Annotated in this window: 25 protein-coding genes and 3 pseudogenes; 17 read left to right on the forward strand and 11 right to left on the reverse strand. The window is 64.2% G+C overall.

Features of this window, described 5'->3' with window-relative positions:
• Positions 1-62 precede the first annotated feature (62 nt).
• Together NOF55_RS08245 and NOF55_RS08250 are read right to left on the reverse strand one after the other, a co-directional pair.
• The gene (locus tag NOF55_RS08245; RefSeq protein ID WP_306410864.1) at positions 63-1046 is read right to left on the reverse strand and encodes a transketolase family protein; all 984 of its coding nucleotides are present in this window, start codon (positions 1044-1046) and stop codon (positions 63-65) included.
• A gap of 1 nt (position 1047) precedes the next feature.
• Complete coding sequence (locus NOF55_RS08250) at positions 1048-1944, reverse strand: transketolase (RefSeq protein WP_306410865.1); 897 nt, start codon at positions 1942-1944, stop codon at positions 1048-1050.
• A gap of 529 nt (positions 1945-2473) precedes the next feature.
• On the opposite strand from NOF55_RS08250, the gene NOF55_RS08255 reads away from it, so the two are divergent.
• The 4 genes from NOF55_RS08255 (at position 2474) to NOF55_RS08270 (ending at position 7684) form a co-directional block, all read left to right on the forward strand.
• Positions 2474-3547 carry a glycerol dehydrogenase gene (locus tag NOF55_RS08255; protein WP_306410866.1) on the forward strand — a complete coding sequence of 358 codons (1074 nt, stop codon included), beginning with the start codon at positions 2474-2476 and terminating at the stop codon, positions 3545-3547.
• 81 nt (positions 3548-3628) lie between these two features.
• Complete coding sequence (locus NOF55_RS08260) at positions 3629-4294, forward strand: GntR family transcriptional regulator (protein WP_306410867.1); 666 nt, start codon at positions 3629-3631, stop codon at positions 4292-4294.
• Positions 4295-4592: 298 nt separating this feature from the next.
• Entirely contained in the window at positions 4593-5522 is a 930-nt protein-coding gene (locus tag NOF55_RS08265) for a substrate-binding domain-containing protein (RefSeq protein WP_306410868.1), read from the forward strand.
• A gap of 14 nt (positions 5523-5536) precedes the next feature.
• A complete protein-coding gene (locus NOF55_RS08270; protein ID WP_306410869.1) occupies positions 5537-7684 on the forward strand; it encodes a methyl-accepting chemotaxis protein in 2148 nt (715 codons plus the stop codon).
• A 314-nt stretch (positions 7685-7998) separates the two neighbouring features.
• On the opposite strand, the gene NOF55_RS08275 is transcribed toward NOF55_RS08270, so the two are convergent.
• Positions 7999-8550, reverse strand: a complete 552-nt coding sequence (locus tag NOF55_RS08275; RefSeq protein WP_306410870.1) for a MarR family winged helix-turn-helix transcriptional regulator — start codon at positions 8548-8550, stop codon at positions 7999-8001.
• A 121-nt stretch (positions 8551-8671) separates the two neighbouring features.
• Here NOF55_RS08275 and NOF55_RS08280 point away from each other — a divergent pair, with 121 nt between their 5' ends.
• From NOF55_RS08280 to NOF55_RS08295, 4 genes are read left to right on the forward strand one after another with little or no spacing between them, the layout of a single operon-like run.
• Complete coding sequence (locus tag NOF55_RS08280) at positions 8672-9193, forward strand: flavin reductase family protein (RefSeq protein ID WP_306410871.1); 522 nt, start codon at positions 8672-8674, stop codon at positions 9191-9193.
• A 28-nt stretch (positions 9194-9221) separates the two neighbouring features.
• Entirely contained in the window at positions 9222-10700 is a 1479-nt protein-coding gene (locus NOF55_RS08285) for a 4-hydroxyphenylacetate 3-hydroxylase family protein (RefSeq protein ID WP_306410872.1), read from the forward strand.
• A gap of 14 nt (positions 10701-10714) precedes the next feature.
• Positions 10715-11095 (forward strand): cupin, encoded by a 381-nt coding sequence (locus NOF55_RS08290; protein WP_306410873.1) that lies wholly within the window; start codon positions 10715-10717, stop codon positions 11093-11095.
• 25 nt (positions 11096-11120) lie between these two features.
• On the forward strand, positions 11121-12491 hold the full coding sequence (locus tag NOF55_RS08295; protein ID WP_306410874.1) for an amidase: 1371 nt from the start codon (positions 11121-11123) through the stop codon (positions 12489-12491).
• On the opposite strand, the gene NOF55_RS08300 is transcribed toward NOF55_RS08295, so the two are convergent.
• A complete protein-coding gene (locus tag NOF55_RS08300) occupies positions 12475-13173 on the reverse strand; it encodes a GntR family transcriptional regulator (RefSeq protein ID WP_306410875.1) in 699 nt (232 codons plus the stop codon). The genes NOF55_RS08295 and NOF55_RS08300 overlap by 17 nt on opposite strands.
• Before the next feature lie 148 nt (positions 13174-13321).
• Positions 13322-14008: a DUF2848 domain-containing protein gene (locus NOF55_RS08305; protein WP_306410876.1), complete on the reverse strand. Its 687-nt coding sequence runs from the start codon at positions 14006-14008 to the stop codon at positions 13322-13324.
• Between the two features lie 234 nt (positions 14009-14242).
• On the opposite strand from NOF55_RS08305, the gene NOF55_RS08310 reads away from it, so the two are divergent.
• The 5 genes from NOF55_RS08310 (at position 14243) to NOF55_RS08330 (ending at position 18875) form a co-directional block, all read left to right on the forward strand.
• Positions 14243-15547: an ABC transporter substrate-binding protein gene (locus NOF55_RS08310; RefSeq protein WP_306410877.1), complete on the forward strand. Its 1305-nt coding sequence runs from the start codon at positions 14243-14245 to the stop codon at positions 15545-15547.
• Between the two features lie 94 nt (positions 15548-15641).
• On the forward strand, positions 15642-16541 hold the full coding sequence (locus NOF55_RS08315; RefSeq protein ID WP_306410878.1) for a branched-chain amino acid ABC transporter permease: 900 nt from the start codon (positions 15642-15644) through the stop codon (positions 16539-16541).
• A 2-nt stretch (positions 16542-16543) separates the two neighbouring features.
• The gene (locus NOF55_RS08320; protein ID WP_306410879.1) at positions 16544-17476 is read left to right on the forward strand and encodes a branched-chain amino acid ABC transporter permease; all 933 of its coding nucleotides are present in this window, start codon (positions 16544-16546) and stop codon (positions 17474-17476) included.
• Complete coding sequence (locus NOF55_RS08325; protein ID WP_306410880.1) at positions 17473-18219, forward strand: ABC transporter ATP-binding protein; 747 nt, start codon at positions 17473-17475, stop codon at positions 18217-18219. Before NOF55_RS08320 ends, NOF55_RS08325 begins: the two co-directional genes overlap by 4 nt.
• On the forward strand, positions 18219-18875 hold the full coding sequence (locus NOF55_RS08330; RefSeq protein ID WP_306410881.1) for an ATP-binding cassette domain-containing protein: 657 nt from the start codon (positions 18219-18221) through the stop codon (positions 18873-18875). The genes NOF55_RS08325 and NOF55_RS08330 overlap by 1 nt, the downstream gene beginning before the upstream one ends.
• Here NOF55_RS08330 and NOF55_RS23440 read toward each other — a convergent pair.
• From NOF55_RS23440 to NOF55_RS08340, 3 genes are read right to left on the reverse strand one after another with little or no spacing between them, the layout of a single operon-like run.
• Positions 18759-19154, reverse strand: a complete 396-nt coding sequence (locus tag NOF55_RS23440; RefSeq protein WP_370868944.1) for an MrpF/PhaF family protein — start codon at positions 19152-19154, stop codon at positions 18759-18761. The two genes, NOF55_RS08330 and NOF55_RS23440, sit on opposite strands and share 117 nt — an antisense overlap.
• Complete coding sequence (locus NOF55_RS08335) at positions 19151-19405, reverse strand: Na+/H+ antiporter subunit E (protein ID WP_503128508.1); 255 nt, start codon at positions 19403-19405, stop codon at positions 19151-19153. Before NOF55_RS08335 ends, NOF55_RS23440 begins: the two co-directional genes overlap by 4 nt.
• Complete coding sequence (locus tag NOF55_RS08340) at positions 19329-19826, reverse strand: hypothetical protein (RefSeq protein WP_306410883.1); 498 nt, start codon at positions 19824-19826, stop codon at positions 19329-19331. The genes NOF55_RS08335 and NOF55_RS08340 overlap by 77 nt, the downstream gene beginning before the upstream one ends.
• A gap of 645 nt (positions 19827-20471) precedes the next feature.
• Between NOF55_RS08340 and NOF55_RS23445 the strand changes: the two are divergent.
• The 3 genes and pseudogenes from NOF55_RS23445 to NOF55_RS08355 form a co-directional block, all read left to right on the forward strand.
• Positions 20472-20906, forward strand: a pseudogene (locus NOF55_RS23445) (sulfonate ABC transporter permease); the annotation flags it as partial.
• A pseudogene (locus NOF55_RS08350) lies at positions 20905-21111 on the forward strand (ATP-binding cassette domain-containing protein); the annotation flags it as partial. The pseudogenes NOF55_RS23445 and NOF55_RS08350, both read left to right, overlap by 2 nt.
• 99 nt (positions 21112-21210) lie before the next feature.
• Positions 21211-22101 carry a universal stress protein gene (locus NOF55_RS08355; protein ID WP_306410885.1) on the forward strand — a complete coding sequence of 297 codons (891 nt, stop codon included), beginning with the start codon at positions 21211-21213 and terminating at the stop codon, positions 22099-22101.
• Positions 22102-22150: 49 nt separating this feature from the next.
• On the opposite strand, the gene NOF55_RS08360 is transcribed toward NOF55_RS08355, so the two are convergent.
• Positions 22151-23269, reverse strand: a complete 1119-nt coding sequence (locus NOF55_RS08360) for a baeRF11 domain-containing protein (protein WP_306410886.1) — start codon at positions 23267-23269, stop codon at positions 22151-22153.
• A 77-nt stretch (positions 23270-23346) separates the two neighbouring features.
• Between NOF55_RS08360 and NOF55_RS08365 the strand changes: the two are divergent.
• Positions 23347-24120: pseudogene (locus NOF55_RS08365) on the forward strand (integrase core domain-containing protein); the annotation flags it as partial.
• A 116-nt stretch (positions 24121-24236) separates the two neighbouring features.
• Here NOF55_RS08365 and NOF55_RS08370 read toward each other — a convergent pair.
• On the reverse strand, positions 24237-25196 hold the full coding sequence (locus NOF55_RS08370) for an ABC transporter permease (protein ID WP_306410887.1): 960 nt from the start codon (positions 25194-25196) through the stop codon (positions 24237-24239).
• Positions 25193-26170, reverse strand: coding sequence for an ABC transporter permease (locus NOF55_RS08375; RefSeq protein ID WP_306410888.1), 978 nt, complete (start codon positions 26168-26170; stop codon positions 25193-25195). The genes NOF55_RS08370 and NOF55_RS08375 overlap by 4 nt, the downstream gene beginning before the upstream one ends.
• Positions 26171-26225 lie beyond the last annotated feature (55 nt).

A 26225-nucleotide genomic window follows, 5' to 3' on the forward strand; every position in this document is an offset into this window, starting at 1 on the left:
GCAGACGGCTGCCCACCTGTCAACCGGCGGCTGAAGCGCGGCGCCCGCTCCTTCCCCACCGGTCACGCCGGTTGCAGCGCCTCGCGGATCACCGCCTCGATGCCCTGCGCGTCCAGCCGGTAATGGGCGTAGAGATGCGTCGGCGGCGCGATGAGGCTATATTCGTCGCGGATGCCGTGGCGGATGAGCCGCGTGCCCGTGCCGGCCTCGGCCAGCACTTCCGCGACGGCCGCGCCCAGCCCGCCGATGATGTTGTGCTCCTCGACGGTCAGGATCAGCCGCGACCGTTCGGCCGCCGCCAGGATCGCATCGCGGTCGATGGGCTTGACGGTCGGCATGTCGATGACCCCGACGGAACGGCCTTCCGCATTGAGCCTGCGCGCCGCCTCCAGCGCCGGATGAACCGGCTGGCCGCAGCCGATGACGGTGATCTCCTCGCCGGCGAAATGCTCGATGGCCCTGCCGAAGACGAAGTCGGCGTCCGGCCCGTAGATCTCCGGGTCGCGGCCCCGGCCGATGCGGAAATAGATCGGCTCCGGCCAGTCGGCCGAGGCGCGGATGGCGGCTTCGAGCTGGTGGCCGTCCGAGGGCGAGACCACCGTCAGGCCGGCGATGGAGCGCATCGTGCCGATATCCTCGGTGGCGTGGTGCGAGGTGCCGTAGAAGCCGAGCGAAATGCCGGTGTGATGGCCGATCATTCGCACCGGTAGCTTGCAGTAAGCGACGTCCATGCGGATCTGCTCGCAGCACAGAAGGCCGACGAAGGAGGCGAAGGTGGCGACGAAGGGCATCGCCCCCGTCGTGGCGAGGCCTGCGGCGGCGCTGACCATGTTCTGTTCGGAAATGCCGAACTGGATGTAGCGGTCCGGATGCGCTTGCGCGAACTTCACCAGCCCGTTCGAATATTGCAGGTCGGCCGAGCCGGCGACCACCGGATGGCCAGCCTCGACGAGCGCCAGCAGCCCGTCCGACAGATGGTTGAGCCCGGGATTACGGGCATTCAGTTCGCGATAGTGCCAGGAATTCGGCGACTGGGGGGCGTTCATCTCAGATCTCCCTGGACAGAATTTCAAGGCGCGCCCGCTCCGCGTCGGACGGGTCGAGATAGCCGAGATGCCAGCCGGGTTCGGTCTCCATGTAGGAAACGCCCTTGCCCTTCACGGTGCGGGCGATGATGCAGCACGGCTTCTCGCGGGACGCGTCGGCCTTGACGCGGCGCAGCAGCGGCACGAGCGCGGACAGGTCGTGGCCGTCGACGTCATGGACTTCCCAGCCGAAGGCGCGCCATTTCGCATCGAGCGGCTCGATGCCGATCACGTCGTCGACCGCGCCGTCGAGCTGGTAGCCGTTGCGGTCAATGATCGCCACCAGCCGGCCGAGCCGGTGATGAGCGGCCGAAAGCGCGGCTTCCCAGACCTGCCCCTCCTGCATCTCGCCGTCGCCGAGCATGACGAAAGTGGTGAAGTCGCGACCCTGGATGCGGGCGCCGAGCGCCATGCCCAGCCCGTTCGAAAGCGCATGGCCGATGGAGCCGGAGGAGAAATCGATGCCCGGCACCTTGGTCATGTCGGGATGATCGCCGAGCGGACTACCGAGACGGGTATAGCCGTCCAGCACGTCCTTTGAAATGAAGCCGTATTCGGCAAGGATCGGGAAGAGCCCGACCGCGGCATGGCCCTTGCCCATCAGGAAACGATCGCGATCCGGCCATTTCGGCTCGCCTTCGCGAAGGTTCATCACGTCATAGTAAAGCCCGGCGAAAATCTCCGCGGCGGAAAAGACGGACGTGTAATGGCCGGTCTTGGCGATCTCGATCAGCCGGATGGTCTCCAACCGGATGAACTGCGCCTTTTCCCGCAGATAAGCGAGCTGCGCCGGCGAAAGCGACAGATTCGAGCCCTCCCGGTCGGGCGCTGTCGCGCCCGGCGTTTCCTTGACAGTCATGATCCCTCCCGAAATGCGTTTGGCTTTGGCCTTGTCATCAAACATCATATATCATGTATTATTGTCAACAGAAATTTTCGCCCCCAGCAGGACAGCGGCGAACAGGTCGGTCTGCGCCCTGATCATGTGTTCGCCACGGTGAATGGTGATACCGCGCGCCACCGTCCGATGAACGCACCGTCCGGGTTCATCGCCGCTTCGGCCGCAAGCACCCCGGAAACGGAAGCGCACGGGGTCGAACGGCACGGGATCCCCCGCTTCGATTCCGACGCGGCGGTATTGATGACGACGTGGCGGACCTCGGGTTCGGCCTCCCCTAGCCGCCGACACGGATTGAAAAAGGAGGATATGGGCAGGCAGACGCCGGCCAGGCCGGATGCACGATGACGCGGCTGCACCCGCCCTCACACGCAATTTCCATTTCCTTCGCGTCCGGTCAGGGCTTGAAAAGCCTCAGCTGGCACTATAATGCATCATATATCATACTAAATCACCTCGAAACGTCACGAGGAACGAAAGGGAGCTTTCCATGATGATTTTCGGTTCGCCGGCGCGCTATATCCAGGGTCCGGGCCTGCTGGCGGAGATGGGACCGGAGCTGGCGCGGCTTTCCGGCAGGGCGACGATGGTGGTGGACTCCTTCATAGAAGACGCCTACGGCGAAGCGATCGCCGCCTCCTGCCGCAGCGCGGGAGTGGAACTGACGCTTCTGACCTTCGGCGGAGAAAGCTCGCCCGAAGAGGTGGACCGGCTTGCCGCGCTGGCGGGCGAGGCTCCGCCGGTGGTGGCCGCAGCCGGCGGTGGCAAGTGCATCGATGCCGGCAAGGCACTTGCCAACCGCAGCGGCGCGGCGATGGTCACGATTCCGACCGTCGCCTCGACCGATGCCCCGACCAGCCATAATTACGTGCTCTACGGGGCCGATCACCGCATGCTCGGCGTCGAAAAGCTGCGGCGCAATCCCGACCTCGTGCTGGTCGACACCGAGATCATCGTGCGCGCGCCGAAGCAGATGTTCCTCGGCGGCATCGGCGACACGATCGGCAAGATCTACGAGGTCGAGGCCTGTGCCCGCAACGGCGGCGTCAACGTCTTCGGCGGCACCTCCGCCTGGTCGGCCCGTGTCCTCGCCCGTGCCAGCCACGACATCCTCCTGCGCCACGCCGAGGACGCGCTGGGCGCCATCGACCGCGGAAAGACCGATCCGGTCTTCGAGATGGTGGTGGAGGCGACCGTGCTGATGAGCGGTCTCGCCTTCGAGAGCGGCGGCCTCTCGATCGCCCATTCGATGACGCGCGGTCTTACCGCGCTCGCCCCGTGGAAGGAGCGCATGCACGGCCATCAGGTCGCCTATGCCAACCTCGTGCAGATCGCGCTGGAGGACCGGCCGGAAGCCGAGATCGGCGATCTGGCAGCCTTCTACGGTCGCATCGGCCTGCCCCGCAGCCTCGCCGAGCTTGGCGGCGTCGCCCCTTCGGAGGAGACGTTCGAGACCATCGCGCGGCTCACCATGACCGCCCCGCACATCCGCCACTTTCCGCGAACGCTTTCAGCACGCGAAGTGGCGCACGCCATGCGCCGCATCGAGGCGATGGTGAAGTGACATCATATATCCGTTTCATTCCGCGGAACAGTCGGATAGGTTGCCGGACGAATAACAGGTTCGGCCGGGATTTGGACAACGATGGCAGGGTTGCAGCAGATCGAGAAGGAAAACCTCTCGGAAAAAGTCTATCACACGATCCGGAGCGCCCTGATCGACGGCCAGTACCAGCCCGGCGACCGGCTGCGGATCGCGGCGCTGGCCGAACAGCTCGGCACCAGCATCACCCCGGTGCGCGAGGCGATCTTCCGGCTGGTCAGCGAGCAGGCGCTGGAAATGAAGGCCGCGACGGCCATCTACGTGCCCCGCATCGACGCGCGGCAGTTGAAGGAAATCCAGCTCATCCGCAGCCATCTCGAGGGCGAGGCCGCCGCCCACGCCGCCGCCCGCGTCACCGATGAGCAGATGGCCGAGGCCGAGGCGATCCAGACGGCCTTCATCGAGGCGGCCCACCACGATTCGCGGCTGGCCTCGATCAGGAACCGCGACTTCCACTTCTTCCTGCTGCGCACCTCCGGCCTGCCGCTGGTCGAGGCCATCGTCGAGAATCTGTGGACCAAGATGGGGCCCCTTCTCCTCGTGTTCAATTCGCTCCTGCCCCGGCGCGAGATCACCGGCGGCGACCACAAGCATTTCGCCGTGCTCGATGCCCTGCGCCGGCGCGATCCGGAAGCCGCGCGCCGCGCCATCCAGGCCGACATCGAATGGGGTCACATCCTGGTGGAGTGGCTGGAGAAGAAGGCCTGACGCACGGCATGTGAGGCGGAAACGAACAAACCCGCAGCCGGGCCGTTCTCCGCAATTCCCCCGGCTGCATCCCACACAAGAGCGATGGCGCGAGCCGTTTCGGTTTTGTTGCAATCCGAAATGGTGCCGGCCCGGTCACGTCGTGCGCAACGCCTTCCCCACCCGTGGATTGCCCGACAGCGACGCAATCGCCGGCCGGAGAGACTTGTTCAGGATGAAATCTTTTCCGGCAATATAAATTCATAATTAATCCCTCCGGGCAATATTCGTTGCAATACACTCTTGGAGGAGGGGTCATATGCGCAGGTTCATTACCATCGCGGCCGCCATTTTACTTTCGGCGACAGCGTCCCGCGCCGAGACGATCGGCGTCACGATTGCGAAATTCGACACGTTTCAGACTTTGCTGCGCGACGGCATCGCCAATTATGCTGCGACGGTTCCCGGCCTGACGGTCGATATCCAGGACGCCGAGGGCAGCTACGACAAACAGGTCGCCAGCATCAGAAGCTTCATCGACGCCAAAGTCAGCGCAATCATCGTCGGGCCGGTGGACGGAGACCGGGGCACCGAAATCACCCGAATGGCCGTCGAGGCCGGAATTCCGCTCGTCTATCTCAACAACGAACCGATCAACATCGACGAACTGCCCCCTTCGCAGACCCTCGTCGCATCCGACGAAAAGGATGCCGGCCTGCTTCAGGGACGCGAGGTCTGTCGTCTCCTCGGAGGAAAAGGCAGGGCAGTCATTCTTGTCGGCGAGTACTTCCACTCCGCGGCAAGGGCCCGCACCTACTGGGCGAAACAGGCACTGGCCGAGGACGATTGCAAGGGAATCCAGGTGGTGGAACAGCAATCGGCCAACTGGCAGCGCGACCTGGCTCAAAAGCAGATGAAGGAATGGCTGGATCACGGCGTCAGGTTCGATGCGGTCCTCGCCAACAACGACGACATGGCGCTCGGCGCCATCCGCGCCATCAAGGATTTCGGCAGGCCCGTCGACAATGTGGTCGTCGCAGGCGTGGATGCGACGCAAGACGCCCTCGCGGCGATGGTTGCGGGCGATCTGGACACCACGGTGCTTCAGAGCGCTGTCGGGCAGGGAGAAGGCTCCGTCAAGGCCGCCCTGCGCCTGATCAAGGGCGAGACGCTGGACAAGCGGATTTACGTTCCGTTTGAACTCGTGACGAAGAATAATCTTTCGCAGTATCTGCCGAAAAGCCAGTGATTGGGGCGCATCCGATGAATAAGACCTGGAAAAAGCTTGGCATCCGCAGCCAGATCACGGCCGGTTTTCTGCCTCTGGTGATTTTAATGAGTCTCCTGTCCGTGTCCGCCATCAGCGGAATGAACGGCCTGGGCTCGATCTTCGCCTCCTATCGCGACACCGTCGGCCAGACGATGGCGGTTTCCGCATATTCCGACCAGTTGCACAAGATCCAGAGCGCGGTGGAGACCTATCGCACCGATAATTCGGATGCCGCCGTCACCGCCTTTCGCGAGGGCGCCGAAGCCTTCGCAATCGACGACCCCCGGATCGACGGCAACGCCGCGCTCAAATCGGGCATGACCGGGATACGGGCCGATATCGGCGAATACAGCAACGCATTCGAGGAAACCGTCGTGCTGAGCCGCACGCGCGACAAGCTCATCGCGCAAGTGACCGAATTCGGCCCCTGGACGGCCGTCGCGCTTAACGACATCATGAGAAGCGCCTGGCGCCAGGCCGACACCCGAAGCCTCTATCAGGCGACCAGGGTGTTCGACGCGCTGACGCAAAGCCTGAGTGCAGCGGAACATTTCGTTCGGAACAAGGAAGTCGCCACCTACATCACGGCGCGGGACATGCTCGAAACCGCCGCCGCGGAAAACGGCCGCCTCGGCCTGTTCACCTCCGACGACCTCCAGAAGGCCAAGGTCGACAACGCCGCAAGGCTCATGGAGAACTACAGGGCGCGCCTGGCCGATCTGCGCACCGTGCTGACGGAAATCCAGACGATCCAGACGAACAGGCTCGACGTGCTCGCGCCGAAGATCGCCAGCGGATTCGCCAGCCTCGAGGAGAAGATCGCCGGCGAGCAGAACGCGATCGACCGTTCCGTGACCGAGATGGTGGGCTCCGCGACGACGACGACCGTCCTGATCAGTCTCGCGCTCATCCTCACGGGTCTGGTTCTGGCCTACGTCATCGGACGGCTGATCTCGCACGCGGTCCGGTCGCTGGCCAGCACGATGGAACGTCTTGCAAATGGCGACGACGACATCGTCATCGAAGGAACGGAACACCGTCACGAACTGGGCGCGATGGCGCGATCCCTGCAAATCTTTCAGGAAACAGGCCGCGCCAAGCTCGTCGCGGAGGCCAGAGCGGAACAGGCGCGCCTGACGGCGGAGGAAGAGCGCCTGGCGCAGGAGCGCAGCCGGCTTGCCGATGCGCGGGTGATGGAACAGGCATTCTCGCAGATATCGGCGGGCCTGACCGCGCTGGCTCATGGCGACCTGACCGTTCGGATCGGAGACGTGGATTCCCGTTACCAGCCCATTCGCAACGACTTCAACGGCGCCGTGGCGACGCTCGAACAGGCGATTCATTCGGTTGTCCAGGCGGTGGCAACGGTGCGCTCCGGCCTGGAGGAAATCTCCCACGCCTCGAACGATCTCGCGGTTCGAACGGAACAGCAGGCCGCCTCGCTGGAAGAAACCGTGACCGCGCTCGGCGATGTAACGCGTGGCGTCAATGAAACGGCAGAAAGCGCAAGTCGGGCGCAAAATGCGGTCGCACTGGCCAGAAGCAACGCGGAATCGGGTGAAAAAGTCGTGGCCGAAGCCATCGGAGCGATGACGGCGATCCAGAGTTCCTCCGAGCGAATCGGCAGCATCATTTCCGTCATCGACGAGATCGCGTTCCAGACGAACCTGCTCGCGCTCAATGCGGGTGTGGAAGCCGCGCGGGCCGGCGACGCCGGCAAGGGGTTCGCGGTCGTCGCACAGGAGGTCCGCGAACTGGCCCAGCGTTCCGCCAACGCCGCCAAGGAGATCAAGGCGTTGATCCTGGCGTCCTCCACGCAGGTGGAAACCGGCGTGAAGCTCGTCAGCGACACCGGCGGCTCCCTGAAAAAAATCGTGCATCAGGTCGCCGACATGAGTTCCATCGTCAGCGACATTGCGGTCAGTTCGCATGATCAGGCCAACAGCCTCAAGGAAGTTTCCGCGGAAACATCCCAGATGGACGAGGTGACGCAGCAGAATGCCGCGATGGTTCAGGAAACGACGGCGGCGGCGCAGAGCCTGTCGCGCGAAATGGAAACCCTTTCCCTCCTGACACAGAAATTCCGGGCGAAAGGCACACGCGAGGAGCATTCTTTCGCGGAATACGCGCAAGCGAGTTAAGGCCCGCGCATCGCGCTGGCGACGACAAATCTTCGACGCCTCTTGGACCTAGACAGATGACCCGCGGAAGATCGACAGGCGACATCCGCCCCGTCCTCGACACCGGTGGCCACCCGGCCACCGGCTTTCCCGCCCGGTTTTACCCCGCTACTGCTCCTGACGGATACAAGCCGATGCGCCGTCGCGCATGACGTATTCGTTGTCAGGCGCTTCGCTGATCTGCTCCCCTCCTCGGCCTTCCCCCCGCACACCACCATCATGCCCCGCACCCTGTCCACCTGAAGCGGCAAAAAGGGTCCCTTCGATGGCTGATATCAGCCGCCGAAACGGTCTTCCGTGGCGGGATGCAGATATTCCGCAAGGCGGACCGCCTTGTCCCCATTATCGGAAAGGCTTTGCATGATGCGGCACAGACTGGAGAAACTCTCGGCATCGAGCGGTGCGAACAGCGCATCGTTGACCGGCGCCTGAAACGCGGCCAGACGGGCGAGCGTCGCCCTGCCGGCTGGCGTGACCCTGAGAACGACGCGCCGCCCGTCAGTGGGATGCGGCGCCTTCGCCACCAGCCCCGCCTTCACCAGATGATTGACCTCGATGGTCACGAAGGCGCCGGAATAGTGCAGATGCGCCGCCACCTGGTTGATCCCCATGTCACCGCTGTCTTCCAGCCGGTCGATGGCGATCAGGATCATGTACTGGGCCGGCGACAGGCCGACGAAACCGGCGAAACGGGCGCGGGTTTCCTGCAAATGCTGGGAGAAGGCAAAAAGATCGCTGAGCAGATCGCGGAAGGCCTCGTCGGAGCCGTCCACCAGAAGGTCGGGGCGGCTCACCGTCAGCGGCGTCTTGCTGTTTTTCTTCGTCATTTTCCATCCGTTTCCCGGGCGGTCCGCCCCTGATCGCGGCTCTTCATAGCACGGTTGACACCCTTCTAAAATAGCTTTATTACAAAGCTAAATTGACAAATCAAAAGAAACGGGAACGGCTATGGACGATCAGCGTCGCTTGCGCAACGCGCTCGGAGAATTCGCGACCGGTGTGGTCGTGGTGACGGCGAAGGGCGCTTCCGGCGAACTGGCCGGCATGACCATGAATTCCTTCAGCGCCGTCTCGCTCGATCCACCGCTGGTGCTGTTCAGCATCGGCCGGCAGGCGCACAGCCTCCAGGCGTTCCGTTCAAGCGGCCATGTGGCGATCAACGTGCTCGCCAGCGACCAGGAAGCGCTCTCCAACCAGTTCGCACGGCCGCTCACCGACAAGTGGGCCGGCGTGGATTATACGCCGGGCCTCGGCGGCGCGCCGCTTCTCAAAGGCGCACTCGCGCATTTCGAATGCGCCCCGCATGCCGAATTCGACGGCGGCGATCACATCATCTTCGTGGTGCGCGTGGCGCGCTTTTCGGCGCGGCCGGGCGCGCACGATCCCCTTCTCTTTCTGCGCGGACGCTATCGCCGCGTGCGAAACGACTGGCAGATGGAGGCCGACTGGCCTCTTGCGATCCATTATTGACGCTCAACCAGAGAGGAACCTGAAAACCATGACAAAATCGGGTCAAGAGCATATCAAGAGCCTGAACGACGGGCGCGAACTGTTCATCGACGGCCAGCGCGTCGCCGATGTGACGACGCATCCCGCCTTCCGCAACGTGGCGGCCTCGGTCGGCCGCATGTTCGATTTCGCCAACGCGCCGGCGAACCGCGATCTCATGACGTTCGAAACGCCGGAAGGCGGCCACGCCAACCGCATCTGGGAGCTTCCCGGCAGCTACGCCGCGCTGAAGAAGCGCCGCGCCGGGCTGGAAGCCTGGACGAACCTGCATGGAGGCTTCATGGGCCGCGCGCCGGATCACGTCGCCTCCTGCATCGCCGGCATGTATATGGGCCTCGACGTGTTCGAAGCCTACAATCCGAAATTCGCCGGCCATCTTGCCGACTACTACCGCTATGCCCGCGACAACGACCTCTATCTCACCTATGTCATCATCAACCCGCAGGCGGACCGCTCCAAATCCGCCGCCGAACAGGCCGATCCCTACCTGACGGCGGGCGTCGTCGACCGCGACGCCGAGGGCATCACCATCCGCGGCGCGAAGATGCTGGCGACCGGCGGCGTAGTGGCCAACGAGGTCTTCGTCACCTGCATCCAGCCGCTGAAGGCCGGCGACGAGAACTATGCCGTCTCCTTCGCCATTCCGATGAACGCCAAGGGCCTGAAAATCCTGTCGCGCAAATCCTACGAGGCAGGCGCGACGTCCGTCTTCGACAATCCACTCGCCAGCCGTTTCGACGAGAACGACGCGGTGCTCTATTTCGACGATGTGAAGGTGCCGTGGGAGCGCGTCTTCATCGACGGAGACATCGCCATGTGCCAGAAGCAGTTCCACGCCACGCCCGCGCATGTCTACCAGAACTATCAGGCGATGATCCGCCTTTCGGTGAAGCTGCGCTTCCTGATCGCGCTCGCCAGGCGCGCTGCCGACACCAACGGCGTCACCCAGTTCCCGCAGGTGCGCGAAACGCTCGGCCAGCTCGCCGCCGAGGCCGGCATGATCGACGCGCTCGTGTCCGCTATGGAGGCCGATGGCCGTCAGGTGGGCCCCTACTACGTGCCGCATGCGCACACGCTCTATACGGCGCAGGTGCTCAGCCAGCAGCTTTACCCGAAAGTGCTCAACACCATCCGCGATCTGGCCGGCGGCGGCATGATCATGCTGCCCTCCTCCGTCGCGGATTTTGCCAACCCGGAACTGGCAGCGCTGATCAACAAGACCCAGCAGTCGCCGGCGGCGTCCTCGCTCGACCGCGTCAAGTTCTACAAGCTGGCCTGGGATGCGGTGGGCTCCGAATTCGGCTCGCGCCACCACCAGTACGAAATGTTCTATGCGGGGGCGACCTTCGTCACCAAGGGTCATTCCTTCCGCACCTATGACTGGGACCGCGCCAATGGCCTGCTCCAGTCCATGCTCGACAGCTACTCGCTCGAGGAAAGCCTCGAAGCGTCCGAAAAAGCCGCCTGAACAGGAGAAACGCCATGCCCGTCAACAAGAAGCACGACGAATTCTACACCCTCGACATGAGCACCGGCTGGGAAGTGCCGCCCGGCTATCCGAGCGGCATCCAGCAGAAGATCATCTCCGGCGCGCTGGACGAGGAAAACCGGCGCGGCACCCGCACCCGCCTTCTTCGCTTCGATCCCGGCGTCTTCACCACCGCGCCCTTCGAACACGAATATTGGGAAGAGGTCTATCTGGTCTCCGGCGACCTGACGGTCGGCAACGATACCGAGGGCAAGGGCGGCACGCCTTTCCCGCCGAACACCTATGCCTGCCGTCCGCCACATGCGCCGCACGGCCCCTTCAAGTCGGAAAACGGTTGCGTGCTGCTCGAAATCCATTACTTCGATCCGGTCTGACCGGCAGCCTGAAAGGAAAATGACCATGACGATGCGCGAGACCCTCACGGCGCGGGCGGAGGCGCTCGACAGCGGGCGCATGAGTGCGGTGCAGATGGTGCAGGACGCACTGGACCGCATCCGCGACCCCGACGGCGAAGGAGCGCGCGCCTTCGTCAAGGTCCACGCGGAACAGGCCCTCGCGGCCGCGGCCGCCCATGACGGGTTGCGGGCGGCAGGCGCCGCCCCCTCCCCCTTCGCCGGCATCCCCATTTCGGTGAAGGACCTGTTCGACCTGAAGGGCGAGGCCACTCCCGCTGGCTCGAAGGCGCTCGCCGGCGCCGCCCCGGCCGGACGCGACGCGCCCGCCATCGCCCGGCTGAAGGCGGCAGGCTTCGTCGTCGTAGGCCGCACCAACATGACGGAATTCGCCTTTTCCGGCCTCGGCCTCAATCCGCATTACGGCACGCCGGCAAGCCCCTGGGACCGGCAGACGCGCCGCATTCCGGGCGGCTCCTCCTCCGGCGCGGGCGTTTCCGTCGCCGATGGCATGGCCGCTGCCGGGACCGGTTCCGACACCGGCGGCTCCTGCCGCATTCCGGCGGCGCTATGCGGCACGGTCGGCTACAAGCCGACCGCTTCCGCCGTGCCGCTCGACGGTGCGTTGCCGCTCTCGACCACGCTCGATTCCATCGGCTCGATGGCTCCGAGCGTCGAATGCTGCCGCATCCTGCATACGATCCTGAGCGGCGCGCCGCTCGATGCCGCACCAGTGCGCCCGGTCGCCGGCCTGCGCATCGCCGTGCCGCAGACCGTGGCGCTCGACGGGCTGGAGCCCTATGTGGCCGATCTTTTCGAGCGGCGGCTGAAACAGCTCGAAGCCGCCGGCGCGCGCATCGTCTTCGTGCCGCTCGCCGAATTCGCCGAGGTCGCCGCGATCAACGCCAAGGGCGGCTTCACCGCCGCGGAATCCTATGCCTGGCATGCCCGCCTGGCTGCGGAAAAGGGCGGGGACTACGATCCCCGCGTGCTGAAACGCATCCTGCGCGGCAGGGACCAGAGCGCCGCCGACTATATCGAGCTTCTCGAACGCAGAGCCGATTTCGTGCGGCGCGTCGAGGCGGCGATTGCCGCCTATGACGTCATCGCCATGCCCACCGTGCCGGCGGTCGCACCGCCCATCGCCGCGCTGGAGGCCGACGACGACCTCTTCACGCGCGTCAACCTGGCGATGCTGCGCAATCCGACGCTGATCAACATGATGGACGGCTGCTCGATCTCGCTGCCGATGCACGAGGCGGGCGAAGCCCCCGCGGGGCTGATGCTCTCGGCGCGCGGCGGGCAGGATGCGGCGCTCTTCGCCGCCGCCAGAGCCGTAGAGGCGGCGCTTGCCGACCCCATCAGAGCTGGCGCGTGACGTTTTCGCGGAACGCCTCGATATGGGCGCGGATCGCCTGCTCGGCCGCGTCCGGATCGTTGCGGCGCACGCCGTCGATGATGGCGGCGTGCTGCTCGCAGACGCGCATGTGCTGCTCGCCCGCCCGCAGCGAGATGAACCAGAGCCGCGTCGAGCGGTCGTGCAGGTTGCGCAGGATTTCCGACAGGACCTTGTTGCGCGTCGTGCCGGAAAGCATCGCGTGGAATTCGCGGTCGAGTTCCATCATCGTTTCGATGGCGCGGGCTTTGGCGGCGTCCCACATCGCATCGAGATTGGCGACCATGCGGGCGATGTCCGCGGGCTCGGCGCGCGCGGCGGCGCGGCGCGCGCAATAGGATTCGTTGATCAGCCGCACATCGATGATATCGAAGATCTCGTCGAGACTCACCGGCTTCACCATGATGCCCTTGCGCGGCATGACGTCGATCAGCCCGTCAGTCACCAGCCGGTCGATGGCCTGATGGACCGGTGTGCGGCCGATGTCGAGGCTGACGCTCAGTGCCGCCTCGCTGAGGACCTCGCCCGGCTTCAACCCGCAAGTGATGATGAGATGCTTGATCTTCTCGTAGGCCCGGTCGCGCAGAGATGGCGCACGCCCGGAGGATCGTTTTGGCCGGGCCGTTTCCCGGAGGTCGTCGCTGGTGCCTAGATTTGCGGTCATCCCGTTTCCTCGCTCCCGGGCACTTCTTGTCCTCGTTGCCGACCCAGCCCCTGTGAGCCGGCAGGCTTTCACACCCGCACGGCCCAGCCAAGACATAGGCGGAGCGGGCTCCGTCGCGCAACAGGGTTTTACTGCCCGGCCACAGGCTTTATCCGCGCACCGGCAGCACCCGGACATCATATCCGAAGGCGAGACGGCGGTTCAGCACCGGATCGACCAGTTCGCCCTCGAAGCGGCTGGCCGGGCGGATGCCGCCGATGGCCGGCATGGTGCCGCCGAACATGGCGGTGCCGTCGGCAAGCCTGCCATCCGGGGCGTAGCGGCCGATCAGGTCCTGCGGCGCGAGCAGGCCGGAAACCGGCCCTTCCTGATAAAGCACCATCTCCCCGTCGATCAAGGCATGGCTGCGCAGGATCAGGCTGTCCCAGTGGCCGGCGACCTCCTCATAGGGCCAGAGGCTCGCAGCGACCGGCTTGTCGCACATCTGCTTGGAAAGCGTGACGCCCACCGTTTCCGCCTTGCGGTCGGTATGGTCGGAACCGACCCCGACATAGAGCCTGCCATGCGCGGCGATAAGCAGCGTCTCGACCTCGCCCGAACCGTTCGGGCCGGCGTCCTCGATCTCCGGAGCCTGCGTCAGGCGGGCGGCGGCGACCCGGTAGAAGGTCGGCGTGGACGCGGGCCGGGCGACGCCGAGCGCCTCCAGCTCGCGGATATGGTGCTCCATCGCCTCGGCATCGCGCCCCGCCCACCCGGCGATGACCATCTCCGATATGTCGAACGCGACATCGGATTCGCCCGCGGCACTGACCAGTGTGAACTCCAAATGGCTCATATTCCTCGCTCTCCTTGCATGGCGCCGCGAGTCTCTCCGAAGGCTGTGGAAGAGTGTTCGCCGCATTGATAGGCAACTTCACGAAAGCACAAATTTTGTCTCTGTGAAATTTCACTGTAATTTTATGTTGCACATCTCATGGATTCGAGCAATGATCAAGATGCATAAAAAACGGATCACCGCCCATTGCGGCAAAAGCCGTCCCGCAAGAAGCAACCCGAAAGAGGGGTCATCATGTCTTTGTTTTTCAAGAAATATATGGCAGCCGCAGCCATCTCGCTCACGGCCTTCGGCCTTGCCGTTCCCGCTCACGCACAGGAAAAGCCCGCCTCGCTCGGCGTTGGCGTGTTCAGCTTCACCTCCGGTGCGACGGCGGCCTATGGCGTGCCCGGCCGCAATGCCGCCGAATTGATGATCGAGACGATCAACGCCAATGGCGGCATCGCCGGCGTGCCGCTCAAGGCGTCCTACGTGGACGAGGGACAGGGCACCGAAGGCGTCATCACCGAATTCCGCAAGCTGGCCGCCGATCCGGCCAACCAGGCGATGATCGCCGCGCTTTCAAGCGGCAACTGCATGGCGCTGGCGCCGGTGGTCGACGAACTGAAGATCCCGACGGTGGGCTGGAACTGCGACACGCATCAGCTTTTCGCCAAGAGCGCTCACCCCTATTATTTCCGCCCGAACGGCAACACCGTGCCGGAATTCCTCGCCTATGCCTTCTACATGCTTTCGGTGAAGCCGGACGTGAAGACGGTGGCCATCATCAACCCCGACTACGCCTTCGGCCATGACGCCGCCAACATCTTCAAGGCGGCCCTGAAGACCTTCAAGCCCGACGTCCAGGTGGTCGCGGAGCTGTTCCCGAAGCTCGGCTCGGCCACGTTCCAGACTGAAATCTCCCGTCTGACGACGGCCCGCCCGGATGTGATCTTCTCGAATCTGTGGGGCGGCGACCTCGAAAACTTCGTCCGCCAGGCGACGCCGCGCGGCCTGTTCCGGTCGAGCCAGGCGATCTTCGCGCTCGGCGAATCCTCGTTGCAGAATGTCGCCATGCCGGAAGGCGCGATTATCGGCGTGCTCGGCGACGGCTGGTGGAACTCGCCGGACGCCGCCGCCAACCCGGACACCAAGGCATTCGCCGAAGCCTATCGCGCCAAATACGGCAGCTATCCCGTCTTCCCGGCCATGAAGATGGCCAACAGCTTCCTCTACCTGAAGCAGGCCTACGAGACGGCCATGCAGAAAAACGGCGGCACCTGGCCGAGCCGCGACGAAGTGGCCGAAGCCATGCGCGGCAGCACCGTCAAGACCTTCACCGGCACGACCGTGACGCGCGAGGACAATGACGGCATCGTCGACCAGATCGTCGGCGTGACCGTCAAGTCGCCCGACTTCGACTTCCCGGTTCTCGGCGAGATGGTCCGCTACGACGGCGAGGCCTTGATGCCGCCGGTCGGAGAGGATCCCATCGCCTGGATCTCGACCCTGCCGGCCGATCTCCTCGCCTCGCAGCCGAAGCCCGGCTCCTACAAGTAAACCCGTCGCCCGCTCTTTGCGCGGGAGGCCGTCAACGCCTCCCGCGCCGTTACGCACGCAGGACCGGTGTGTCCTGGCGGGGCTGGAGTCTCAGATGTTGCAAATCCTCGTTCCCCTGCTGATCGATGCACTCGCCAACGCGGCATTGATCTTCTTCGTCGCCGTGGGCCTGACGCTGGTCTTCTCCGTGCTGCGCATCCTCAATGTCGCGCATGGCAGCTTCTATTCCATCGGCGCCTATGCCGCCGCCTCGATCGGATTGTGGATCGTCGGCGCGGGCCTGCCCGGCTGGCTCACCTTTCCCTCGCTGGTTCTCAGCGCCGCCCTCGTCGCGGGCCTCTTCGGTCCCCTCATGGAAAAGGGGCTGGTGCGCTGGACCTACGGCAAGTCGGAAGCGGTGCAGATTCTCGTCACCTTCGGCCTCTTTCTCATTCTGGAAGATTTGCAGCGCATGGTCTTCGGCGTGAATTCCCTTTACGAGGACACGCCCATGCAGCTTCTCGGCTCGATCGAAATCGGCGGCGTCGTCTATCTCAACTACCAGCTCCTGCTCATCGCTCTGGCGGTGCTGACCATCGTCGGCCTGAAGCTCCTGATCGGCCATACCCGCATCGGCAGGCTGATCGCCGCCGTCGTCGCCGACCGCGAGGTGTCGCAGGCGATGGGCATCAACACCGACCGCGTCTTCATGCTCGCCTTCACGCTCGGCGTGTTCCTGGCGGCGCTGGGCGGCGCGTTCGCCACGCCCACCTCCGGCGTCACACCGGGGCTGGGCGCCGATACGATGGTGCTGGCCTTCGCGGTTGCGGCCATCGGCGGCCTCGGCCGCATCGAGGGTGCGGCGGTCGCCGCCGTCATCGTCGCGGTGGTGCGCGTGCTCGCCATCTATTACGCCCCGGCCTTCGATGCCGTCGCCCCCTATATCGTCATGCTTGTCGTTCTGCTGATCCGCCCCTACGGCCTGTTCGGCTCCGTCGCGACGAGGAGGATCTGACCATGCGTACCACGTTCTTCGCCATCGCAGGCGTTGCGGCCATCGCGGTCGTCGGCATCGCCGCGCCCTGGCTGCAATTCATGCTCACCCTGTCCGTCGCAAAGGGCTTCGCCGCCCTTGGCGTTGCCGTGCTCCTGCGCGCCGGGCTGATTTCCATCGGCCATGCCATGTTCTTCGCCATCGGTGCCTATGTCGTCGCCTTTCTCGGGCGGGACGCCGGGGTGAGCGATTTCATCCTGCTCCTCGTCTCGGCCACGGTCGTTTCGGGGCTGGCCGGCCTCGTCGTCGGCGCCTTCATGGTTCGCTACCGGGCGATCTTCTTCGCCATGCTCAATCTCGCCGTTTCGATGGTGCTGTTCTCGCTGTTGTCGAAGCTCTACAACGTGACCGGCGGCACCGACGGCATGCGCGTCGTCAGCCCGACCTTCTTCGGGCTCGCACCTGGCGAGCAGGCCATCGACCTGATCCTTTTCCTCGCCTGCCTCGCCCTCATTCTCGTCGTCGGTCTCCTCGTTCATGCCTATCTGAAAAGCCCGCTCGGCCATGCGCTTTCGGCGGTTCACACCAACGAGGTGCGGCTCGAATATCTGAGCGTGCCGGTCGGCGGCGTGCTGCTGGTCGCCTATGTCGTCTCGGCGGCGCTGGCGGGGCTCGGCGGTGCGTTTGCGGCGCTGACCATCGGCCATGTCCTGCCGGAGATGGCATTCTGGACGGAATCCGGCCACCTGATCCTGGTTGCGGCGCTCGGCGGCATCGGCGGCGTGAGCGGCCCCTTCATCGGCGCGATCTTCCTCGAAATCGTCCACACGATCGCCGCCAGCTATACCGACGCCTGGAGCATGATCGTCGGCATCGCCCTTCTTGTCGTCATCTTCTTCCTGCCGAGCGGCCTTTACGGGCTGCTCAACCGCAAAAGCAAGGGAGCCGTGGCATGAGCGCGCCGCTTCTCAAAGCCGAGAACCTGCAAGTGTCGTTCCACGGCGTGAAGGCTGCCGACGGCGTCAACATGGAGATCGCCGAAGGCGAGTTCCTGGCGATCATCGGCCCGAACGGCTCGGGCAAGACGACCTTCCTCAATCTCTGCACCGGCTATATCCGCCCCGTCGCGGGCGAAGTCTATCTCGACGGTCGGCCGATCACCCGGCTGGCGCCGCGCACCATCGCCCGGCGCGGCATCGCCCGCGCCTTCCAGATCCCGCAGCTCTTCTCCGACCAGCGGGTGATCGACAACCTCATGCTCTCCATCGCGGCGCGCAGCGGGTTGTGGGACGCCCTGCGCCCCCTCGACCGGCCGCAATGGCGCGACGAGGCGATGGCGCTCCTGGAGATGTTCAACCTCGCCAGCTGCGCCGAAGACATCGCCATGACGCTGCCGGAAGGCCGCCGCAAGCTGATCGACATCGCCATCGCGATGGCGTTGAAGCCCCGGCTGGTGCTGCTCGACGAGCCGACCAGCGGCGTCAGCGCCATCGAGCGGTTCGGCCTGATGGAAACACTGATGGGTGCCCTGAAGAAGGCGGGCGTCACCGCGCTTTTCGTGGAGCACGACATGGACGTCGTGGCGCGTTATGCCGACCGCGTGGTGGTCTGGGAGCGCGGGCATGTCATGGCGGAGGGCAAGCCCGACGTCGTGCTCAACGACCCGCGTGTCATCGAGAATGTGGTGGGGGTAGCCTGATGCTGAGCCTTTCGTCCGTTAATGTCGAGATCGCCGGCATCCAGATCCTGCGCGATATCACCTTCGAGCTGAAACCGGGGCTGACCACCGTGCTGATCGGCCGCAACGGCGCCGGCAAGACCACCCTGCTCAGAACCATCATGGGCCTTTTACCGCTGAAAAGCGGCAGCCTGTCGCTGGGCGGTGCCGATCTTGCCGCCGAGCCCGCCTTCGCCCGCGCCGGCCACGGCATCGGCTATGCGCCGGAGGACCGGCGGCTCATCCCGGAATTCTCGGTGGAGGACAACATCACGCTTCCCGCCCTCGCCCTGAAGCTTCCCGCCGCCGAGACCCGCCGGCGGCTGGACGAGGTCTATACGCTGCTGCCGGAACTTCAGGCCATGCGCAAGCGTCCGGGCGGCGGTGTTTCCGGCGGCCAGGGCAAGATGGTCGCGCTCGGGCGCGCGCTCATGGTGGCCGAGAAGGTGCTGATGCTGGACGAACCGTTCCAGGGTCTGGCTCCGGCGCTGGCGCTTGAATATGCGCGCACGCTCGACCGGCTACGCAAGGAAAAACCGTCGCTCGCCCTGTTCGTCACGGAATCGAGCCCGAACCTCCTGCAAAAGATCACCGACGTGATGCTTCGCATCGAGCGCGGCTCCATCGAAAACAGTTAGCGGACATTTCCGGCGGCCATGCCGCCGGGTTTGCCATCTTTCCAAACCGAAGCTTACCAGCGCCAGCGCCACGGCGCTGTCGAGGAAGGCCCCAACGCCTGACTGCACCGCAAAGATCGCGCAGAAGGCGATGATCGCCGCCGTCATCATGTCGAGCGCAATCATCCGATCGGCGAGCAACGGTCCCCGCCGGAGCCGGATGAACCCGACTGCGATAGAGAGCACGATCAGGGTCAGCCCGATCTTCACGCAGACATCCAGAAACCCCTGAGCGGTCATCGGAATATGTCCCTAACGCGATACTCCATGCCGGATTTGAGTTCCGCGACGAGGGCGTCCGGATCTTCGGCATAGATCGAGTGAATGGCGAGAAAACTGCGATCCGGCGCCACGTCCAGCGTCAGCGTGCCGGGGGTGAGCGAGATCAGGTTGGCGACAAGGAAGATTTCAAGGTCACTCTGCACGTCGAGCGGCATGGTGACGATAGCTGGATGCAGCTTTGGCCGTGGCGCGATGCAGTCGCGCCACATGGATGCAGGACAGGACCAGTTCCTTCACGAAATAGGCCGCCAGCACGAAGCCTTGCAGCAGGGCGCGGAAATACCCCGTGTCGCCATTACGGCCGATCAGATCGCGACCGAACCAGAGGGCACAGTAGCCCAGCAAGGTCTGGAGCAGCGCGTAATAGCCGAACCGTGCGCTTGCCTGTCCGATCTCGGCCAGTGACCGTACGGCGACCGCAAGGCCGATGATTGCGGTGATCGTCACCATTGCGGCGGCAAGATAATCGGCAACCAGCGTAATGCCGAACGGGGCGGCCCAACCGCTCATCTGCCCGGCAATGACGCCATGCGCAACGACCTCGGCCGCCAGCAGGCCGGCGAGCACAAGAGAGGCGAGTGCGCCGGATAATACTATGGTCTGGCGCAGTTCCTCACCGCGGCAAAACACCTATTCCATACTGGCGGAGACCCTCCGGAAATGCCTTATCCCGTGGGGCCAACCCGAGTGAAGCACTGAGAGAATAGACTGGTGACATAGCCCATGTCGTCGCAATCGCAACCGATCCTCCCCGTGGGGGATAGATATAGCGCAAATGTCGTTCTCCGTTTCATCGTTCACTGCCCGCCATTCGCCGCCGATTGCCGCACCGCCGTCCGATGGATTTGAGAGGCAATTGGCGGCCCCGGATTCCTCAGTTTCCAACCTTTCACTGAGATGATGCTCTATCCGGCTGCACCAGCTTCCTGGCTGGCGGATACAAAAGTCTGCAAATCTGGAAATGAAGCGCAGCGCCGATGATGGAGGTGACTTTACACCGCGGCGATGTTACCGGAAGCTGGCATGGGTGCTTCAGGGCACGTCCCGGCGCCGGGAGAGGATCAACAGGCAATGAACGACGGCAGTCGATCTTCCAGCATGCAGGAAACGATCCGGGCCTGATCTGCCGACCGTCCCGGTGCTTCCTGCCGTAATCAGGGGACCGTGCATGATCCCGATGGTCTGCGTTTCGCCAGTCGACGTCCATCCTGTTGCCTGCCTGGTTTCCTGGCTTCGGGGGGCGTTTCATGCAACGCAGCCGACAGGAGCGCCGGGATGATCTTTCCGCCCACCACCTCCTCCAGGGCATCGCATCGCGCTCTGGCACTGTGGGATCTTGTCGCCATGCTGCTCGTCCTGGCCAGCTTGGTCCTACTCGCGCAGGGCAGCCGCGGCCTCCTGCAACCTTTGCCCGGGCCGGGCGTCGGTGCGATTAGCCTCGATCCCCACGCCCTGCCGGAATACGCGCTGCGCACCTCGCTCAGGATGCTGGCGGCGATGGCGCTCTCGCTCCTCTTCACCTTCACCTATGCCACCTGGGCGGCGAAGATCCGGCGGGCGGAACAGGTGCTGATCCCGCTGCTCGGCATCCTCCAGTCGGTGCCGATCCTCGGCTTCATTTCGGTCAGCGTGGTGTTCTTCATGTCGCTGGCACCGGGGCGGATGCTGGGGGCCGAGATGGCCGCCGTCTTCGCCATCTTCACCAGCCGAGATCGTCGGCCTGCTCGGCCGGTCGGGCTCGGGCAAGTCGACGCTGCTGCGGCTCATCGCCGGCCTCTCCGAGCCTTCGGCCGGCGTGATCACCTATCTCGGACGGGAAGTGACAGCACCGCCGCCGGGCGTCGCTATGGTGTTCCAGAGTTCCGCCCTGTTCCCTTGGCTCACCGTGCTGGAGAACGTGCAGCTCGGGCTGGACGGCTTCGAATCCGCCTATTCGCTATGCAGAAATCTTCGCCTATGACGACCACATGCATGTGTTCAGCCTGGACAACCCATGACGCAGGAGGCAGCGACGATGGAAAAGATAAACACGGTTCTTGCCGCGCTCGATCTCGAGGCCGGCGGCGATGCGGTGCTGGCCCGGGCGGTACAGCTCGCAAGTGCGCATGCGGCGTGGCTGGTCGTATTGCACGTCATAGAAGCGGAACCGTTGCCGCCGACTGCCGCCCACATGAATCTCACCGAAAGCGAATTGCGAGCGACGTTCGAACGACAGGCGATTGCCGCAATAGAGACGCAACTGATCGAAAACGACCGGACGCGCCGAACTGACGTGCGTGTGGCATTCGGATCGCCGCACGAGGTCATCACGCATGTGGCGCGCGAGCAGCACGCCGATGTCGTCGTTGTCGGGCCAGGTAAGGGCCGCACCCTCAAGGACAAGATCCTCGGTTCGACGGCGGACAGGGTCATCAGGGCATCCGCTGCGCCGGTTCTCGTCGTCAGAAAGCCATCGGCGGAGCCTTATCGAAGCGTGACGGTCGCCATCGACGGCTCGCCGCTATCGGCAAGAGCCTTCACCGAAGTCCGCAGGCTGGTGCCGGACGCCGCCCTCCAACTGGTTCACGCCGCCGACATTCCGCTCACGTTCCAGCAGGCACTGCTGCGCGCCGGGACGTCGCAGGCCGAGATGGAACGATACCGCGCGACGCGGGCCGACAAGGCGCGTGAGGAGCTTTCCACCTTCCAGCGCGCGCTCCCGGGAGCGGAGACGTTTCCCGTCCACGTCCTCGATGGCGAGCCCGGTCCGGCCCTGGTGCGCCTTTCGAAAAGCGCGCGCCTCGACCTGCTGGCCTTGGGCTCGCACGGACGAGGCGCGGCTCTGCAAGCCCTTCTCGGCAGCGTGGCGCGGCGTGTGCTCGGGCAGGCCTCCTGCGACGTCCTGGTCGTACCCGGCCGGCAATGAAAGGGAGCCGCGTGTGGAGCCTGCCCTGAGACTTCCTTGGCCGCAGCCGTTAGAGCGGGCTTCTCAGAATCGCGGCAAGCGATTTCTGGTCCGGGATGTCGTCTTTGCGCACCCCGAGCACCTTTGCACCTGATCGCAGCGCTCGGCCGGCGATTTCATCCACGACGCCGTAATTGTGAGCGTCACCGGTCTCGTCGAACGTCACGGCGCCGGTTTCTTCGTCCACCCTGCCGTCCACGACATTGTCGATGTCCACCAGTAAGGCGTCGATGTTGCCGAACGTTGCCGCCCGGGCGGCGTCGGAAATGTCATTCGTGGCGCGGCGCTGGCTCTTGCGCGTTTCGAAAAGAGCCCGGAAGTCCGCGATCTGCTTTTCGTAATACGCGTCGAGGATCGGGCGCGCAGCACTTGCGAGATCGGCGTCGCTGGTTCTGTCGTGGCTTCCCGAAATGGCCTGCGGCAGGACGGTGATTGCGCTTACGGCGCGGAAAATGGCCTCGACGGGCTGTGTCGCGGCAAGAATGACGGGAATGTCGCTGACGGCGAGGATCGGACGCAGGGCTGCATCGACCTTGCGCACATATTGCGCCAGCCGCGTTTTCTGTCCCTCGCCGCCCTGAACGCGGCCGCTCGGCGAACGATCGTTGATCGTAGACTTGCCGACGGCGCTGGCCGCGTCCTTCGGCAGATCGGGCACCTTCACCGTCGCCGCAGGCAGGTCGGCGGAAACCTCCACCAGCCGCACCGCATTTTCCGAAATCGCCAGCACATACGCCGCGTGCGGGAAGGTGATGGCGCGGATCAGCGGTTTGAGGTGGAAGCGGTCCGACACCTCGACGATCGCGCTCAGCTTGTTGGCCAGCCGGTACGTGCGCAACGAATCCGGGGTGACGAAGACGGCAAGGCTGTGCGCCTGGAACCGCCAGAACTCCTCGTCGTCTGCCAGATCATCCAGATGCTCTTGCAGGGCCGCCAGCCGCCTCTTGTCCGTTGCGGCCTCGTTAAGCTGCCTGACCGCCTCCTTCGCAAGATTGGAAAACTCGATCCGCGACTGCTGGATATCCTGGGTGATCGGCGTCGTCGGCAGATAGATCGACATGCAGACATCCGCACGCAGCTCGTTCAGAAAGGCCAGGTCACGGGATGTTGGGGTGTCGACATAGAGCATGGGGTATCTCCTTCGGCTGATAGATCACATGGGGTCTCGAACCCTATACGAAGAGTCGCTGCAAGGCCAAAACTCACTCATTCGGCAATCGAATGAAGACGTTGGCGCATGAATGACGCCGCTTCGGGTACCGACGCCTTCATGTGTTGCTGCGGTGCGAGCGTCACCTTGTGAACCACAAGAAGCTCTTCCGGCTCTATCGGGAGGACAAGCTGACAGTGCGCAAGCGTGGCAGCCGGGAGCGCGCGATAGGCACACGCGCACCGATGCCGATGCTGATGGCAGCCAATGATCGTCGGTCGCTTGGCTTCGTGTCGGATCAATTCACCGATGGGCGCAGGTTCCGGGTGCTGACGGTCGTCGTCGACTGCACGCGGGAATGCCTGACACTCGTCGCCGATACATCGCTTTCCGGTCTGCGGGTTGCCCGTAAGCCTGATCGGATCATCGAGGGGCGCGGCAAACTGAGGATGATCGTCCAGCGAGTTCACCAGCAACGCGATCCTGCAATAGACGGACCGGGCCAAGACAGAGTGGCACTACATCGCGTCTGGTGGGCCGAGCCAGAACGCCTTTATCCGAAAGCTTCAATGATCGGCTGTGCGACGAACTCCTGAATGAGCCCCCTCTTCTCGTCTCTGCCCCATGCCCGCGCAACGCTCTCAGACTGGCGCAGCGACTACAAAGATCACCGACCGCCCTCTGGCCTCGGTTGGCTGACACCTACCGAGTTTGCTCAAGCCATCAATCCTCGACGTGGTGCGGTGCTGCGCAGCCGAAATGGCTCCGCACTGCAGCCCGCCGCGACCGACCCGAATACAGAAACCAAAAACCGCTGGTCCCGACAGAAGCGAGCCTTGCGCAGCTTGGTGCGGTCATGCAGCTGGCGGAGGAAGACAAGCAAAGCCCCGCCGGGATTCCGACGGGGCTGGAGTAATCCCAGGAAAGGGGAAAACTTCGGCTTGGCCTACCGCAGCTTGGGGTCGAAGTAATCCCGTACCCAGTCCCCGAAGACGTTGATCGAGATCAGCAGGACGACCAGCAGCCCGCTCGGGAAGGCCACGACCCACCATTCTCCCGAGAAGAGATAGGTGTAGCCGATCTTGATGAGCGTGCCGAGCGACGGCTGGGTCGTCGGCATGCCGAAGCCGAGGAAAGACAGCGTCGCCTCCGTCATGACGGCGAAGGCGATATCCATCGTAGCGAGCACGAAGACGGCGTTGAGCACGTTCGGCAGAATCTGCCGGGCGATTACCGAAACATGGCTGTGGCCGACCAGCCGGGCGGCGGCAACATAGTCCTTGTTGCGCTGGGTCAGCGTCGCTGCCCTGACGAGCCTGGCGAAATGCGGCCAGTGGGAAACGCCGAGCGCTGAGATCACCACGACCATCGCATAGCGGTCCTGCACGGCGAGCGGCAGAAGGGACTTGCTGATACCGCCGATCAGAAGCGCCATCAGCATGGCCGGAAAAGTGAACTGAATGTCCGCCATCCGCATGATGACCGCATCCGTCAGCCCGCCGAAATAGCCGCTCAGCAAGCCCATCAGGAGCCCGAGCGACACGGAGACCGTGACCGCCAGCACGCCCACCATCAGGGATGTGCGCAAGCCGTAGAGGAGGAGGGAGAGAAGATCGCCGCCCTGGCTGTCGGTGCCCAGCAGGAAGCGCACGTCCCCGTCGGCAAGCCAGGCCGGCGGAAGATGGGAATCGAGAAGATCAAGCCTGGAAACGTCGTAGGGGTCCTGCGGTGCCAGCCACGGCGCGAAGACCGCGGCCAGCACGATGATGCACAACACGAACCCGGCAATCGCCGCCGCGGGCCGCCAGCGCAGCGACCGAAAGACATTGCTGGAGACGATGGCCCTGAAGAAGCCCATGACGGAAGACCGCTTTCCCATGCTGTTCTGGCTGTCGACGATGCTCATGCCTTCGCTCCCATCTTGAGCCGCGGATCGGCCATTGCATAAAGGAAATCGACCATCAGGTTTGTCAGGACGAAGAACGTCGCCACGACCATGAGGAAGGCTGTGATGACCGGAACGTCGGTCTGGGTGAGCGCATTGAGGAACAGCGTGCCGAGGCCCGGCCACTGGAAGACCTGCTCCACCACCACGGCGAAGGCCAGAAGATAGCCGAGCTGGATGCCGCTGACGGTGATGATCGGGATCAGCGTGTTGCGAAGCGCATGCCCGAAATTGACGCGCTGGTCGGGTATGCCCCGCGCCCGCGCGAAGCGGATGTATTCGGTACGCAGGACCTCGAGCATTTCCGCCCGGACGAGACGGGCGACGAGCGCCACCTGGCTGATGGCAAGCGCGATCGCCGGCAGGATCAGCGAACGCAGCCCGGAAACCGTCAGGAGGCCGGTTTCCCAGCCGCCGATCCTCACCACCTCACCGCGCCCGAAAGAGGGGAGCCAGCCCAGCGTCACGGAGAAGATCAGAATCAGGAAGATGCCGACGACGAATGTGGGAAGCGACACGCCGATAACCGAGGTGGTCATCAGCGCGCTGGACCACAGCTTCCGGTGATGCACGGCGGCGATCACCCCAAGCGGGATGCCGAGCCCGAGCGAGACGAGAAGCGCGACGAAGGCGAGTTCCAGGGTTGCCGGAACGCGTTCCAGAATGACGTCGATGACTGGACGCTGCGCGATGTAGGACATGCCGAAATCGCCGGTGAACACCCGGCCGAGATAGTGCACATATTGCAGCACCAGCGGATCGTCGAGACCGAGCTGTTGGCGAAGCGTCGCCCGCGCTTCCGGCGTCGCATCGACACCCAATACGCTGGTGACGGGATCGCCGGTAAAGCTTCCCAGCAGGAAGGCAATGATGCTGACGACAAACACGACGAGGACGGCATGCAGGAAACGTTGGATGAGATAGCTGGTATTCACGGCGACGGTCCAATCGATCGGTATGCGGGCCGGCACCCCGATGGCGCCGGCCCGG

Source organism: Ectorhizobium quercum (assembly GCF_026552795.1).
GTDB lineage: Bacteria > Pseudomonadota > Alphaproteobacteria > Rhizobiales > Rhizobiaceae > Ectorhizobium > Ectorhizobium quercum.